This is a genomic window from Chryseobacterium sp. Leaf201, from assembly GCF_001421435.1.
Classification (GTDB): domain Bacteria; phylum Bacteroidota; class Bacteroidia; order Flavobacteriales; family Weeksellaceae; genus Chryseobacterium.
Genome location: NZ_LMKA01000134.1, coordinates 1 through 15,956 on the forward strand (window position 1 = coordinate 1; position 15,956 = coordinate 15,956).

Annotated in this window: 13 protein-coding genes; 8 read left to right on the forward strand and 5 right to left on the reverse strand. The window is 42.4% G+C overall.

Going from position 1 to position 15,956, the window contains the following annotated elements:
- Window positions 1–45: 45 nt before the first annotated feature.
- Window positions 46–1,023, reverse strand: a complete 978-nt coding sequence (locus ASE55_RS18885; RefSeq protein ID WP_056223351.1) for an IS110 family transposase — start codon at window positions 1,021–1,023, stop codon at window positions 46–48.
- A gap of 1,356 nt (window positions 1,024–2,379) precedes the next feature.
- Window positions 2,380–2,736 (reverse strand): hypothetical protein, encoded by a 357-nt coding sequence (locus tag ASE55_RS18895; RefSeq protein WP_056223355.1) that lies wholly within the window; start codon window positions 2,734–2,736, stop codon window positions 2,380–2,382.
- A gap of 405 nt (window positions 2,737–3,141) precedes the next feature.
- On the opposite strand from ASE55_RS18895, the gene ASE55_RS20985 reads away from it, so the two are divergent.
- A complete protein-coding gene (locus tag ASE55_RS20985) occupies window positions 3,142–3,228 on the forward strand; it encodes a DUF1294 domain-containing protein (protein ID WP_410493070.1) in 87 nt (28 codons plus the stop codon).
- Window positions 3,229–3,509: 281 nt separating this feature from the next.
- Window positions 3,510–5,315, forward strand: coding sequence for a translational GTPase TypA (gene typA, locus ASE55_RS18905; protein WP_056223359.1), 1,806 nt, complete (start codon window positions 3,510–3,512; stop codon window positions 5,313–5,315).
- 270 nt (window positions 5,316–5,585) lie between these two features.
- On the opposite strand, the gene ASE55_RS18910 is transcribed toward typA, so the two are convergent.
- A complete protein-coding gene (locus ASE55_RS18910) occupies window positions 5,586–6,143 on the reverse strand; it encodes a hypothetical protein (RefSeq protein WP_056223361.1) in 558 nt (185 codons plus the stop codon).
- Between the two features lie 6 nt (window positions 6,144–6,149).
- Window positions 6,150–7,607, reverse strand: a complete 1,458-nt coding sequence (locus ASE55_RS18915; protein WP_157844675.1) for an L-type lectin-domain containing protein — start codon at window positions 7,605–7,607, stop codon at window positions 6,150–6,152.
- Window positions 7,608–8,066: 459 nt separating this feature from the next.
- On the opposite strand from ASE55_RS18915, the gene ASE55_RS18920 reads away from it, so the two are divergent.
- The 4 genes from ASE55_RS18920 (at window position 8,067) to ychF (ending at window position 13,014) form a co-directional block, all read left to right on the forward strand.
- Entirely contained in the window at window positions 8,067–9,179 is a 1,113-nt protein-coding gene (locus ASE55_RS18920) for a M23 family metallopeptidase (protein WP_056223367.1), read from the forward strand.
- Between the two features lie 117 nt (window positions 9,180–9,296).
- On the forward strand, window positions 9,297–10,889 hold the full coding sequence (locus ASE55_RS18925; RefSeq protein WP_056223369.1) for a glycoside hydrolase family 10 protein: 1,593 nt from the start codon (window positions 9,297–9,299) through the stop codon (window positions 10,887–10,889).
- Between the two features lie 332 nt (window positions 10,890–11,221).
- A complete protein-coding gene (locus ASE55_RS18930; RefSeq protein WP_056223370.1) occupies window positions 11,222–11,773 on the forward strand; it encodes a ferritin in 552 nt (183 codons plus the stop codon).
- A 149-nt stretch (window positions 11,774–11,922) separates the two neighbouring features.
- Complete coding sequence (ychF, locus tag ASE55_RS18935) at window positions 11,923–13,014, forward strand: redox-regulated ATPase YchF (RefSeq protein WP_056223372.1); 1,092 nt, start codon at window positions 11,923–11,925, stop codon at window positions 13,012–13,014.
- An 82-nt stretch (window positions 13,015–13,096) separates the two neighbouring features.
- On the opposite strand, the gene ASE55_RS20190 is transcribed toward ychF, so the two are convergent.
- Complete coding sequence (locus tag ASE55_RS20190) at window positions 13,097–13,264, reverse strand: bacteriocin (RefSeq protein ID WP_128414625.1); 168 nt, start codon at window positions 13,262–13,264, stop codon at window positions 13,097–13,099.
- Between the two features lie 534 nt (window positions 13,265–13,798).
- On the opposite strand from ASE55_RS20190, the gene ASE55_RS18940 reads away from it, so the two are divergent.
- Both ASE55_RS18940 and ASE55_RS18945 read left to right on the forward strand, forming a co-directional pair.
- Window positions 13,799–14,890 carry a hypothetical protein gene (locus tag ASE55_RS18940; protein WP_238585086.1) on the forward strand — a complete coding sequence of 364 codons (1,092 nt, stop codon included), beginning with the start codon at window positions 13,799–13,801 and terminating at the stop codon, window positions 14,888–14,890.
- 45 nt (window positions 14,891–14,935) lie between these two features.
- A complete protein-coding gene (locus tag ASE55_RS18945) occupies window positions 14,936–15,883 on the forward strand; it encodes a helix-turn-helix domain-containing protein (protein ID WP_056223509.1) in 948 nt (315 codons plus the stop codon).
- Window positions 15,884–15,956: the final 73 nt, after the last annotated feature.

Below are 15,956 nucleotides of genomic sequence, written 5' to 3' on the forward strand. Positions count from 1 at the left end.
ACCGCTGATGCAGTCCAGAACTGGACACAGTCGTCACTTCGATTTCTATGACATATGCAACTTATTTTCATAGACAGAATTGTTTTTTATTAGGGCATAAACTCTATGGATGATTTTATTTCTAATTGCATTCAATACAGACATCTTATTCTTTCCCTCCAAAACTTTTCTTTGAAAATATAAAGCAAGATCATTTTTCAATCTTATAGAACTCAAAGCAGCTAAATGTAAAATCTTTTTTAATTCCTTATCAGCCATCGTAGAGACTCGGGGTTTGTAATAGATTGATGAACCCGATCGATGATCAAACGGAACCACTCCTGAGTAGCAGGCCATCTTTCTTGCCGATTGAATCTCTGTAAATCCATTCGTCTTAACAATGAACATCGTGGCTAATACTTTTCCAACACCCGGAACAGTCTGTATTCTTTCATATTGGTCCCTTAGTTCTATGTTCGATTCAATAATTTCTACAATTTTTTTCTCAATTGTTTTAATCTGTTTATCTAAAAGTAAAATTAACTGCTTGTTAAGTTTTACAGTTTCTTTATCTGTATGGTTTTTAAGAAAGCTTAAATCTTTCATCTGCCTTGATAAACCTGCTCTTATTTTCACTCTGTGCCTGCGCTCAGTATTAAGTAAGCTTATCTTTTGAATATCTGAAGATTTAGAAATCCAGGGCTCTAGATCCATGTGGTTTTTCTCCAAAAAAACACAGATTCTCTGACTGTCAAGTTTATCATTTTTACCCCTTAAAAGACCAATGCTTTTCTTTAAATGAAGCGGATTGATAACAAAAACCAACAGATCCATATTACTTAAAACTTCGTAAAGTTCAAAATTATACCGACCTGTATTCTCCATCCCTACAACGGTATTTGCATTATTGGGGAAGCTTTTGAAAAACTTTTTGATAGCTTTCGAAGTATTCTCAATTTGATAGTGCTGTGTCTTACAATATCCTTTAACGAAAATATCCAGAGTTAGTTTGCTGATGTCAATTCCAATAAAAACTTTTTCCATAAATTTGTTTTGATTAATTGAAAGAGAAACTTATCATCATCTCAACTCCTTAATAATGGGCTCCAATCCCGAATTTCTATCTGAGTTTTTGATAAGAAAGTGTTTAAGTCTTAATCGAAGTATGAGTTGTACTCGGAGTAATTATTAGTTTACTTAAACACTTTTCTCTTCATAATAAAAATATCATTTTCTTTTTACAAATCTAAAGGAGTAATCGAAGTATGAGTTGTACTCGGAGTAATTATTAGTTTACTTAAACACTTTTCTCTTCATAATAAAAATATCATTTTCTTTTTACAAATCTAAAGGAGTAACGAAGCAAAGCGAAGTGTATCGAGAAGTTATTGATTAAACATAATTTTGGTTTGCCATTCACCGGTTCTCGATACAGAATTCTTTCAGAATTCTACTCGAACTGACGGCTACGGTTCATCGATCGACAGGATTGTTGTTTGGTCTTAAATGAAACTGACCATTAAACTTTCAGCGTTAAGCAAATTGAATGAGGATGGCCATCAAAAAAAGTTTTATGTCCGAAGCGCGGCTATAATAGTGATCAACAGACCTATATTAAATCCGCGCAAGTTTAAACTTTTTAGCGTAGGCTCAATTTGTAGCGTTAAGAAAGTTTTGGGTCTTGAACTTTTGATTCTTTTGTTTCAAGACAAAAGAATATATAAATTAACACCAACTTCTCAATACAATTTTTCTTCGAAAAATCACTGAAGAGACGGTGGTAGCTCATCAATCAACGGGATTAGCTTATCTGGAAGTATCTGATTAACATGCTTGCGGTTTGTCGTTCACCGGTTCTCGATACAGAATTCTTTTCAGAATTCTACTCGAACGGACGTCTGCGGTTCATCAATCGACCGTATTGTTGTTTGGACTTAAATGACCATTAAACTTTCAGCGTTAAGCAAATTGAAAGATCGGGCCGCCAAAAAAAGTTTTATGTCCGAAGCGCGGCGGTAATAGTGATCAACATATCTATATTAAATCCGCGCAAGTTTAAACTTTTCAGCGCAGGCTCAATTTGCAGCGTTAAGAAAGTTTTGGGTCTTGAACTTTTGGTTCTTTTGTTTCAAGACAAAAGAATATGTGAATTAATAACACCAACTTCTCGATACATTTTTCTTAGAAAAATCACTGAAGAGGCGGTGGTAGCCCATCAATCAACGGGATTAGCTTATCTGGAAGTATCTGATTAACATGCTTGCGGTTTGTCGTTCACCGGTTCTCGATACAGAATTCTTTCAGAATTCTACTCGAACTGACGTTAGCCGTTATCAACTTATCCAGGCTGACGCAATAAACCAGTTAAGTACATAAAACATACATTTCAGCAGGAGACCATCAATTCAGAAATCCGGAACTCCTGATCCGGACACCATACTCACGTCCCAGATACCGTGGATCGCCGTGTTTCTCAGACCAGAACCCATCCAGCACATCAGGGCCGATGCAGCGGTACACAGCCGTCCCTTTGTAGACGTGATCATCCTCGCCTTCGTAGCTGAAATTAATGACTAAGATTCCGTCTCTGTAAAATCCGGTGCCGTTCTGCTCATGATCACCGATCAGCCATTGGGCCACAATACGGTGGTTTTCATCAAGGGAAAGGGTCAGCAGTCCGTGATAAGTCACCTCCCCAGTCTCTTCCTGGTTGCTGCCCTGGACAGTATAGCTGCCCACCAATTCTTCTACAGTCATGGGTTTTATTTTGTAATACCGTACAAAAATAATACATCCGGCGGTAGGCAGGAAATGATTTCTTTTATATTGAATTATATAGGGTTGGTTACCTGATCATACATTTGAATTGAAAGACTATTTTGCAAGTGATTAAATAAGTTTCTCCCAAAAACAATGATCAGCTTCCTGAATATTATCCAATGCATTCCCGAAGATGATCAATTGAACGAAAGGTACAACTTTGCGGGCTGTGCAGCGGTCTGGTTCCGGCCTTCCATTATTTTTCCTGATTTGCGCCACCATATGATCATCCGGTTCAGCATTACAACCCTCATCACCTTTTTCATCTTCGGCATCGACAAATGAAGAACCGTAAAACACAAGAGGAGAATTCCTGAAGCTTATCTGCTGACATTTACTTTTATGGGCGGAACCGCCGGGGCCATTTTTGGGATGCTCGCTTTCAGGCATAAAATTTCAAAGAAATCATTTTTACTGAAAACAGGTTGAGTTGTCCTGATTCAGGTCGTTATGCTTTACTTTTTGAGCCGGGACTTTCCGGGACGGTTATAATTGAATAACGCTTAACCGCTGATGCCTGCGGCGTTTTCATTTAAATATTAGCTTTTCTATCCTGATTTTTTCCTGTAAAACACAGGCTTATTGCTCGGTATACGGATGGCTGAAAAGTGTGGTGTTTTAAAATGCTCATTATGAATTTGTTAATAAATAAAACTTCATGGTGAGTTTTTAATTAAAAATCACTATTTTTGCACCCGTAAAAATCTTTTATGCAAAACATTAGAAATATTGCGATTATCGCACACGTTGACCACGGGAAGACGACTTTGGTTGACAAAATCATCCACGCTACCAATATTTTCAGAGAAAATCAGGAGAGTGGGGAATTAATTATGGATAACAATGATCTTGAAAGAGAAAGAGGGATCACGATCTTATCCAAGAATATTTCTGTTACTTATAAAGGCACGAAAATTAACGTAATCGATACACCCGGTCACGCCGATTTCGGTGGTGAGGTAGAAAGAGTATTGAAAATGGCAGACGGGGTTATTTTGTTGGTGGATGCCTTTGAAGGACCAATGCCGCAGACAAGATTCGTGCTTCAGAAAGCACTGGAATTAGGATTAAGACCATTAGTGGTAATCAATAAAGTAGACAAGCCGAACTGCCGTCCGGACGAAGTTCACGATCAGGTATTTGACCTGTTCTTCAACCTTGAGGCTACCGAAGAGCAACTGGATTTCCCTACGTTCTACGGTTCTTCAAAACAGGGCTGGTTCAACACTTCCCTTGAGCAGACTGAAGATATTTTCCCGTTACTTGACGGTATCTTACAGTATGTTCCTGCTCCTAAAGTAGCTGAAGGGCCGCTTCAGATGCAGATTGTTTCTCTGGATTTCTCTTCTTTCCTAGGAAGAATTGCAATCGGGAAAGTAATCAGAGGGGAGATCAAAGAATCCCAGTGGATCGGACTTGCACAGGCAGACGGAAAAATCGTAAAAGGAAAAGTAAAGGAATTATACGTTTTCGAAGGATTAGGAAAGAAAAAAGTAACCGAAGTTAAAGCCGGGGATATCTGTGCCGTAGTTGGTTTTGATGCCTTCCAGATCGGAGATTCATTCGTAGACCTTGAAAACCCTGAGCCGTTGCCGAGAACAGCGATTGACGAGCCTACGCTGAACATGACATTCTCCATCAACAATTCACCATTCTTCGGAAAAGACGGTAAATATGTAACGTCTAATCACCTGAAAGAAAGACTGACGAAAGAATTGGAGAAAAACTTAGCATTAAGAGTTGAGCAGACCGATGATGCCAACACATTCCTTGTTTTCGGTAGAGGTATTCTTCACTTATCCGTTTTAATTGAAACGATGAGAAGAGAAGGGTATGAAATGACGATCGGTCAGCCGCAGGTAATCCTTAGAGAGATCGACGGTGAGAAATGTGAGCCTTACGAATCTTTGGTAGTGGACGTTCCTGAAGAATTTGCTTCAAGGGTAATCGATTTGGCTACGCAGAGAAAAGGGGACCTTCACATCATGGAAACCAAAGGGGAAATGCAGCACATGGAATTTGAAATTCCTTCAAGAGGTCTGATCGGATTACGTTCTCAGATGCTTACAGCGACTGCAGGTGAAGCCATCATGGCGCACCGTTTCACAGAATACAAGCCTTTCAAAGGAGCAATTCCGGGAAGAAACAACGGGGTATTGATCAGCAAGACCCAGGGGCCTGCTACAGAATATTCTATCGCTAAGCTTCAGGACAGAGGGAAGTTCTTTGTGGATCCGGGTGAGGAAATCTACGCCGGGATGATCATCGGGGAACAGAACAAGCCTGGTGACCTGGTGGTAAACATCGTGGAAGCAAAACAGCTGAACAACATGAGGGCTTCCGGAAAAGATAAAGATACCGGTGTAGCGCCTAAAATCCTATTCTCTCTGGAAGAATGTATGGAATACATCCAGGGTGATGAAGCCATCGAGGTAACCCCGAACTTCATCCGTATGAGAAAGAAAGTACTTTCTGAAGAAGAAAGAAAAAGAACGGAAAGATCTGCAAAAGCATAATCAACCATCCCGTAATTAAAATATACGGTTCTCTGCAGCAGGTATGCTGACGGGGATTGTTGACCATATCAACCTTCCGGCTCTGTGCCGGAAGGTTTTTTTATGCAGGTTATCAGAAGGCTGTACTTTGCTTTGTATTTCTTGAATACAGTTTTTAATAACTGAGGTATTCAGATTCATAACAGCTTAAAGTCCGGACATGATTACAAAAAAAAGCAGGAACCAAAACAGTTCCTGCTTTTCAATATATTTATTTCTGATTATTTATATCTATTTGCTCCAGAAAGTCCATTCCCTGCCGTTGTATACGGCAAGCTGGTTATTGGAGGTAACATACACCACCATTCCGGCACTAGGGTTGACAATGTCGCGGTAGGAGTTGACCCTGGGCAATACCATCGCTTTATTCGTGTCAGCCAGCACCAGGATGCCGTTGGTGGTATCAGCAGGGGTTCCGCCGATCCGCGTCCCGGCCGTACTGATTTCCGGATCAGGATCAGCGATATTAGGCACAGCAGGCGTTCCGGCGCCGTTGGAAAGGTCAATCCACCCCGATACAGCTGTTGCATCTGCCGCTGTTCCGATGCCGTATTTCAGTTTCTGGTCTGAACTGTCGAAGATCAGTGTTCCGGGTACAGGCGCTGCAAGTGCTGCCGTATTGGTTACCCACGGCAAGATCATTCCTTTGGTTCCGCCTGTGGCATTTCCGAACTCTATGGATACAAATTCATTGGCAGGAGAGGCGGACGGATTGGTTTTACCCACCGTAATCTGTCCGGAAAGCAGTGCTGCCGCACATGCTGCTGTTGCAGTTATAATTTTTTTCATAATGGTTTATTGGTTAAAGTCGTCACAGGTCTGGTTCGTATAGCAGTTCCATGAAGAACCGTCGTAAAGTTTCAGGCAGTTCAGGGTGGTATCAAACACCATCATTCCGGCTACCGGTACTGCAATGGCAGAAATCTGTGCGGTGGTCAGCCTGTTGATGACCAGGCCTTTGGTCTTGGCATCCAGAGCAGCATAAGCCCCGTTCATTTTCATCGGCCAGTTGCCGCTGTTGATTCCCGCTCTACCCAATGACGTAATCCCGAAAGTAGTCGGTGCTGCCGTTCCGATGGTATTGGCAGGACGGAAGCAACGGTTACATTCAGGATCTCCCTGGGCGATCAGCTTGCTGGTTCCGATGTCCTGACCGACCGTCATGGCCGGAGAACTCATCACACCCGCTGCATTATTGGGGTTTGAGACTGCATTGTAATTGTTTCCGGCACCGTTGACCAATTGTGGGATACCGTTGGCATTTGCCGAAGTACTGATCACCTGTGAAGGCGTTCCCGGAGAGGAACCGTCAAAAGTTACCTTAATCTGTCCCCGGTAAGCATAGTTGGGATCCGTAGCAGCGAGGGTAAGCGGATGCACATGGTTGTAACGGACACCGGCACTGCCTTCCAGCGCATCCGGGCAGCCATCCTTATCAGAATCGGTATCCAAACGGTCTACCACTCCGTCATCATCAGTATCCAGGTCTACCGGAAGCTGGGAGCATACATTGGTAAACCGGATGCTCTGCTCGTTAACAGCGCCTCCCGTTGAAGCCGTATAGCCGAAATAAACTTTGCTTGCCCCTCCGAAATAGCTCGTTATCGGGGTAGCGTCAGGGAAGGTATAAGACCCCGCGAGAACTCCGCTGACCGTATAGGAAAGTGTTTTTGAAGGAAAATCCCAGGTTACGACAACCGTATGCCATGCGCCATCCTCAAGGTTACCCAGGTCTACAGCGGTTGTCAGCATTCCGTTGACCTGGTCGGCTGAAGTCCAGATCTGCCCGTGATCATTGGAGATATCACCCAGGACCGGCCCGTTGTCATACGTGTCGATTTCAAGTACAATTCCGTTGGCGATGCCCTGGGCACCGATTCCCTGGCCTGCACCTCCCGCTGCATCAACACCGTCAGGGGAATTCTGAAATACCGTAGCCAGTCCGTCGGCCCCGTTGTCATCCGTTCCCAGATAAGCATCATACGTCAGGACAAAACTCCTGGCAAAATTTACTTTTCCGTAGGTCCATGCCTGGCCGGACTGGTAATTGGTGGCAGCAGTGATACGGATTTCCTCGTTATTGATCTGGACTGCGCTTCCGTCAAGTTTGAAAATATCAGAAATTTCAGCATTCAGGCCCCGTTCAACACAGTCCGGAATGCCGTCATTATCGTCATCAAGGTCTATCGAATTGGGGATGCCGTCTCCGTCAGAATCCAGGGTTTGTGCATGGAGTGAAAAACCTGATATCATTAATAATATCGTGCATAAAGATTTAAATTTTAAAGTCATATTAACTGATTTGATTAAATTTTTTCTCGGTGCAAAAGTATTGTTTAAATTATAGACCGGGTTATATTATTATCCTGAAAATGTATCTGTTTAACAGGCAGGACAATAAATTGTTGTATCAGAGAACAGGTATGGATCAGTGAAAACCGGCGACTTGTTTAAAAAGGTAAATTGTGAGTATCCATAAGCCTGAGGTGAAGCTCCCAAAATCCGTACAGTGGATTGATATCAGCTTCCGATCAGTAGATGCAGGCAGGATTATCAGGAGGCTCAACCATATTCTGAACTGAATATCCTACAAATTATTTATTTATCCACCATCGGGATACATCAGGATTTTCCTGATTTTAAATGTTTCATATAAAAGCAAAAGAGAAACATTCACAGCAACTGCGGCTGAATTTTTGTATAAAATCAAGCATGAACCGGTTAAAACACTTATTTTTTCTTACAGCAATTGCAGGAATTATTGTTTCCTGTGACGGACTGAAAATGACGAAAAATATTTTCGAAACCTCTGAGCGTGCCAAATATGAACGGAGCTTTTCCGGAGCCGACAGCCTGATGGCCCAATGGAAAGCCGGTTTTACAGCAGCTACAGCCAGTAAACTCAAAATAACGGACGGCACCCCGCTTACCATAGCAGCAAACGGCAATGATGCAATACATGCGGCAGGCTATTCGCTGGAGCTGAAAAAAGGCGAACTTCTGGTGATTGAAGCGGTAACCGCAGCCCCGGATGCAAAGATCTTTACCGATATCCTGGAAGAAAATACCAGTACAGATAAGCCGGAAAGCGGGTTGCTTAAAAACAATAGGTTTACCAGGTTTACTGAAAACAGCGGCTGGCATAAAATCATTATCCAGCCTGAAATAGGGTACCGCGGACCCCTGGAGCTTAAGATCTACACCCAGCCTTCCCTTGCTTTCCCTGTAGCCGGCAAAGCCAACCGGGATGTGCAGAGTTTCTGGGGTGCGAGCCGTGACGGCGGGGGCAGGAGCCATGAAGGGGTTGATATTTTTGCCTCCCGCGGAACACCCATCGTCGCCGTAACCGACGGGTTTGTGACCCGGACCGGAAATCAGGGCCTCGGAGGCAAACAGGTCTGGCTGCGGGATGGCGTATTGGGGAATTCCTATTATTATGCCCACCTCGACAGTGTGATGACAACGGACGGCAAACAGGTGAAGACCGGTGATACCCTCGGCAGGGTAGGGAATACAGGAAATGCAGCAGGCGGCCCGCCCCATCTGCATTTCGGGATTTATACAGCAGGCGGAGCCGTAGACCCTTATCCGTACATCCGGAAACGCACGGTGCCTGTATTTAAAAACAGTTCAAAAATTATTTCAGGACAGTCTGTTAAAACCGGGACAACGCTCCGTACAGGTCCGGGTTCCCAGTATGAACCGGTAATAAAAGCAGCGTCCAGAACATCGGTTAAAATCATCGCCGGAAGCGGATCGTGGTACCATATCAGGATGCCGGACGGGACGGAAGGATTTGTTTCCGCCGACAGGGTACAGCAGTAATACAGGGCTCTGTAAATTCATTGTTTTCATATACTCATCTCCTTCATCTGTTTCCTTTTTGTTTTAAAATAAAATTCTTTCCTGTTTAAATAAAAAGAATAATATTATTTTTGTGCTATGAACATCCGGAATATCAAGCAAACTTTCTTCTTTCTTTCTGCAGTGGCCATGGCTTCCTGCGCTTCACAAAAAGCCAATACAACCGTCAGGAAACCGGTTAAGGAATCTAAACCGGCCGCTCCGGTAAAGCCTGTCGCAGCAACTCCTGCAGTGACAATACCTGCAGAAGAGGTTTTCAGGACCGTTCTTCCCGAGATTAAAAGGGAATTCCGCGGGGCATGGATTGCCAGTGTGGCGAATATCAACTGGCCGTCCAGAAACAACCTGACCGTCGACCAGCAAAAAGCAGAAGCCATCAGAATGCTGGATCTGCTGGAAGAAAATAATTTTAACGCCGTTATCTTTCAGGCCCGGCCTTCTGCAGATGCCCTGTACACCAGCAATATAGAACCCTGGTCATATTTTCTGACCGGACAGGCAGGCAGGGCACCGTATCCGAACTATGATCCTCTGCAGTTCTGGATTGAAGAGGCGCACAAAAGAGGCATGGAGCTTCATGTCTGGCTGAATCCTTACCGTGCCCATCACAGCAACGGCGGTTCGGTCAACAGCCTGTCTATGGTGAACAAGCTTTCTGATATGGTGATCAGGCTGAAAAACGGGATGTACTGGTTTGATCCTGCCAACCCGAAAACCCAGGGCCACGTCTCAAACGTAGTAAAGGATATTGTAAAAAGGTATGATATTGATGCGGTTCATTTTGATGATTATTTTTATCCGTACGCTACCTATAACAACGGAGCCGACTTCCCGGATTCTGCCAGCTGGAATGAGTATGTGCGGAACGGCGGTACTTTAACAAGAGCCGACTGGAGAAGGGATAATGTAAATAAATTTGTAGAAAGGATCTATAAGGAAATTCACGCAGAAAAAAATTATGTAAGATTCGGAATCAGTCCGTTCGGGATCTGGAAACCCGGATATCCTCAGGGTATAGTAGGGTCTTCGCAGTATGATGAACTGTATGCCGATGCCAAATTATGGCTGAACAAAGGCTGGGTAGACTATTTTTCGCCGCAGCTGTACTGGCCGGTGGAATCCAAAGGTCAGCCTTTTGAACCTTTGCTGAGCTGGTGGAAATCTGAAAACACCATGAACCGTCACCTCTGGCCGGGACTGAACACGGTTGAAGTAAGGGCTTCAGACCGTCCCACCGAGATTAGGAACCAGATTGAAATCTCCAGGCAGGTATTGGGGAATGATGCCGGAGAAATCCACTGGAGCATTGCAGGACTGACAAAAAATGCAAACATGCTTCCTACTCTGAAAAACGGGCCTTATAAAGAAAAAGCCCTGGTTCCCAGGACGACGTGGCTGAAAGCTGTTCCGCTGCAGGCACCTACCTTATTCATCAATGATAATGGAAGTTCAGCACAGGTAAGCTGGAGTACCAAAAATATCGGTCAGGTGTTCCAGTGGGTACTGTTTACCCAATATAACGGAGTTTGGGAAACCGAAATCCTGACCCTGGATCAGCTCTCTAAAGAAATTCCCAAATCCAAAGACGGCAAAACCCTGGACGCTGTAGCTGTGAAAGCCATTGACCGCCTGGGCAATGAAAGCGACTACACGGCGAAAAAAGTGAAGTAGCTTAATATGGGTTGTCAATAAAGATTAACGGTGAAAATTCCCCTCCCTTGGAGGGGTGGCAAAAATTCAGAGGATTTTTGACGGGGTGGTCAAATACTGTCAGACATTGTCAATCAGATAAACTATTTATCAATCCTCATATTGAAACAACAAAACAAACCGGCCCATATGAAATGGCCGGGTTTTACTTTAGAATAACTATAAATTATCACCGTAATATTCATTAATTCAATACGTTAAAAATAAGAAAGTAGACTGTATCTAAAAATGTATGGGTCCCGGAACCATTTTTGTACTATGACGAGTACAATCCTTAAAATAAATATGAAATTATGAATACCAACAGACTTTCACCCAGGCTCGAACAGGCACTCAGTGACCAGATGAATACGGAAGATTTACAGTCCCGTGTGTATTTTTATTATGGAATCTGGGCCGCTGACAAAGGGTACGGTGGAATTTCAAACTTTCTTTTCCGTCATGCCCAGGAAGAAAGGGACCATGCTGTAAAGTTCATGCAATATGTGCTTAACAGAGGCGGAAAACCAAAAATTAAAGAACTTCCTGCACCGGGCGAAGAGCCGACAAGCCTTACGCACTGTTTCGATCTTGTTTTCAAACATGAGGTAGATAATACAACGGCAATATATAATCTGGTGAATATCGCTTTTGAAGAAAAAGACTGGGCTTCCTGGAATTTCCTTCAATGGTTCGTAAAAGAACAGATAGAGGAAGAAACATTTGCGATGAACCTGATTGATAAATTAAAAATCGCAGGAGGGGACAGAGCAAGCGACGAATCTTTATTCAGCCTTGATAAAACACTGGAGACGCTTCCGGATGATGCCGAACTGGCACAGAATGCTACAGGAGCCAATCCATAAATAAATTTATCCATATATAGTTACACAGAATCTGCCGGCATGCCGGCAGATTTTTTTATTATGAAACTCCCTTTAAAATTACTATCTTTGCACACCTTTATTTTTAACACGCAAGAAGCCGGAAGCTGATTGCTAAAAGCTAAGAAAATATGAAATGTGGAATCGTAGGCTTACCGAATGTAGGTAAATCAACCCTTTTTAACTGCCTGAGCAACGCCAAAGCCCAGTCTGCAAACTATCCTTTCTGTACCATTGAGCCTAACCTCGGGACCGTTTCCGTACCGGATCACAGGTTATTCGAGCTGGAAAAAATCGTAAAGCCTGAAAGGGTATTACCTGCTGTGGTAGAGATTGTTGATATTGCCGGCCTTGTAAAAGGAGCCAGTAAAGGGGAAGGACTGGGGAACCAGTTTCTGGCCAATATCCGGGAGTGCGAGGCGATTATCCATGTGCTGAGATGTTTTGATAACGGAAACATCATCCACGTAGAAGGTTCCGTAGACCCGATGAGGGATAAGGAAATCATTGACATAGAGCTTCAGTTAAAGGACCTGGAAACGGTTGGAAAAGCCGTTGATAAAGCGAAGAAATTTATCAAGTCCGGTAAGAAAGAAGATGTTTTAGCATATGAAACTCTTCAAAGTCTTCAGAAATTCTTAGAGGACGGTAAGAATGCAAGGGAATTCGCAATGGATGATACCACAAGAACCATCATCAGCGAAGTTCAGCTGCTCACCAACAAGCCGGTGCTTTACGTATGCAACGTAGATGAAAACTCAATTAAAAACGGAAACGATTGGATTCCTAAAATTGAGGAAATGGCTAAAAATGAAGGCGCTGAAGTTGTAGTACTGGCAGCACAGATTGAAGCAGATATCAACGAACTTGAAACTTTTGAGGAAAGAGAGATCTTCCTTGAAGAACTGGGGCTTACAGAACCGGGTGTTAACCGTCTGATCAGAAAAGCCTATGACTTACTGAAACTTCAGACCTATTTTACGGCAGGAGTGAAAGAAGTAAGAGCCTGGACAATCGGGCAGGGCTGGACGGCTCCGCAGGCTGCAGGCGTCATCCACACCGATTTTGAAAAAGGATTCATCCGTGCAGAAGTTATCAAATTTGATGACTACATGACCTACGGATCAGAAGCCAAAATAAAAGAAGCCGGAAAGCTTTCCGTAGAAGGAAAAGAATATATTGTGAAGGATGGCGACATCATGCACTTCAGGTTCAATGTATAAGAATATTAAAGTTAGTTATATAAGAAAGGCGCTTCAAAGTATTACTTTGGAGCGCCTTTTAAATTGTTTAAAAAATTCCTTTTTAAAATTCAACATCCGGAATGAGTTGGCATTGCAGTTCAGCACAGCCGATCCCGCGTTTTCTGCACTCTCCTGTAAAAGGATCGACACACTGTTCTTTCCCTCCTTTAATTGTTCTTAATTCTTTTTTGTTTAGCTTTTTACCGTTGGTTAAATTCTGATTTTTCATAATAACTGATTTTTAGTGAGTTGATACAGCTAAGTTATGAAAATTATTAACTTAAATCACGTTTAGTGGAAAATTATTGATTTTATAAAAATACCGCTTAGGGAAGCGGTATTTCTATAAAATAAATTCATGTATTTACATTGGTCTGCATACGGACTGTGCGCAGGTGTTAGAAATTGTAATGCACCCGTATTCATTAAGCGGAGGACATCCGTCAATGGTCGGACAACCTGTCATACAATTAATAAGCCCTCCCGTGATTGAACGCAACTGCTTCTTGTTTAATTTTTTTCCCTGTGTTAAATTCTGATTTTTCATAATAGATAATTTTTAAGTATTAAACTGATGCTAATTTAGAAAATAAATGGATATATCTCACCTGTTCTGGAAAAATATTTTTATAAGGTAAAAACTGAGTATGTTACCGCCTAAAATAATTTATTGCTTACATTTGAATGTAAAGTCCTGATTATGAAAAAATAGTCTGTCCGGAACATCTGAAGGGCATTTTTTCATTCAGGAGTTAAACTTTTAATGATGAGAATCTTATATTTTATTGCTTTTATTTTATTGTTTTCCTGTTCCCGAAGTGTTGAAGACCGGTGTTTTGCCAATCATCACGATCAAACTTTCAAATCCTATACAGAGAAAGAGCCGCTTACGGTAAAAGAGATCCTGGAGCATAAGCCCGGTTATCTCGAAATAACGGATCTCAAACAATATCGGAACTTTAAAGAAGACAGTATTCAGTCAAGACATTATGACGAATCAGAAGAACTGTCAGAGAAAAGATGGAAAACCCATGAGGAGGACTATAAAGTTTTTAAAGCAAAATTTTCGGATCAGTTCTTATTCTCCCATAAACAGGAGACCGGCAATACTGCGTATGCTCTTGGAAGAAATGAGCTGGGGTTCTGGCTGCTGAAAATTGAAAATAATAAACCCCATGCGTATTTCGTGGGATTGAGCTTCAGCCATTACTATATGAATACTCTTCAGGAGCAACCTATTATAAAAGACGGTTTCCTTCAGTTGCAGGGAAGCCTCGTAAAAATTGTAAAAGTTGACGGGTTACCCGGATATGACGATTATTCGGCAATAAGTGACGGGAAATTATTTAAAATAAGTTTAAAAGAGCTGACAAGAGATTCTGATCATGATGGCTATAATGATATCTTCGAACAAAGTTTCGGGCTGAATCCGAACAGCAAAGATACCGACGGAGACGGCATGAGCGATTTTGATGATCTGAACCCTATGTTTACCTCCGTGAAAAATAAGTTTACGGAACTATACGAATTATTGCTTCCAACTTATGCGCAGACCACTGTTGATCTGAAAGAACTGCATTATACGTTTACTGTTTTTGAAAGCGATTGTGATTATTTCCATCAGGTGAGCCCGGATGAAAGGGTTTTATTTAGTCCGGAAAGTGACAGAAAGAAAACCTTTTACGTAAACATGACCGATGTTACCAGAGGCAGCATTTCTAAAATCAAGAAAGATAAAACCCATCCGGATAGATTTTATATCTCAAAGTCAGGAAGCAGTTTTGTCAACGATTATTCTGCTGAATACGAAAACGGCAAATGGGTTTTGAATGTTATCGGAGGGATTATCATTTAACTGCATGGCAATAATTCGTACATTTGAATTTTATAAACCATGATCATGGAAAAAACCGCGCATACGTTCCATAGTTCTCTGGAAGATTTTTATCAGGAAATGACAGAGAAGCTAGGCATAGACATCGACAGTATTCTGCCCAAAGGGCTGCAGAAAGAAATCGGCCACTTTAATGTTTTCGACATTGCCCAGACGATACAGCAGGTAAAGCTTACGTTTCAGATGCCGTACAACAGGAGAAAGTATTACAAGATCAGCCTGATCCGCGGAAAGAACAGGGCAGAATATGCCGATAAAATCATTAAGATTAAAACCAATGCCCTGTTGTTTGCTACTCCGAAAGTGCCTTATCACTGGATTCCCGAAGATACAGACCAGTCGGGGAGCTTCTGTGTGTTCACCGAAGATTTTTTTATGAAGGATAAACCGTACAGTACATTAGAGGACCTTCCGATTTTCCGGCCCGGAGCCATTCCGCTTTTTGAGATTGGTGATGAGCTGGCGGATGAAATAGAAATCCTGTTTGCAAAAATCAAAAAAGAAATCGTTTCCGATTATATTTTCAAATATGACCTCATCAGAAACTATGTGCTGGAACTGGTGCATTACGGACAGAAACTGCAGCCTGCCGCTAAGCTTTCTGCTTCAGGTGATGCTTCCCTCAGGGTAGTTTCCCTGTTTATTGAATTGCTGGAACGCCAGTTTCCCATAGAAGCCCCTGATCAGCAGCTTCAACTGAAAACAGCAAAGGATTATGCAGACCGCCTGGCCGTCCATGTGAACCATCTGAATAAAAAACTGAAAGAAAGCACCGGAAAAACCACTACAGACATCATTGCGGAAAGAATTGTGCAGGAAGCTAAAATCCTGTTAAGGCAGACCCGTTGGACGGTTTCCGAAATAGGCTATACTTTAGGGTTTGAAGAAATTGCCCACTTTTCGAATTTCTTTAAGAAGAAAACTTCAATGACTCCATTGGAATTCCGTTCATGATTTGAATTTTGCAAATTCCAGTTTGATTAAAGCAAGTATTCCCACCTGGGAAATACAGAACTTTGCTGTATTA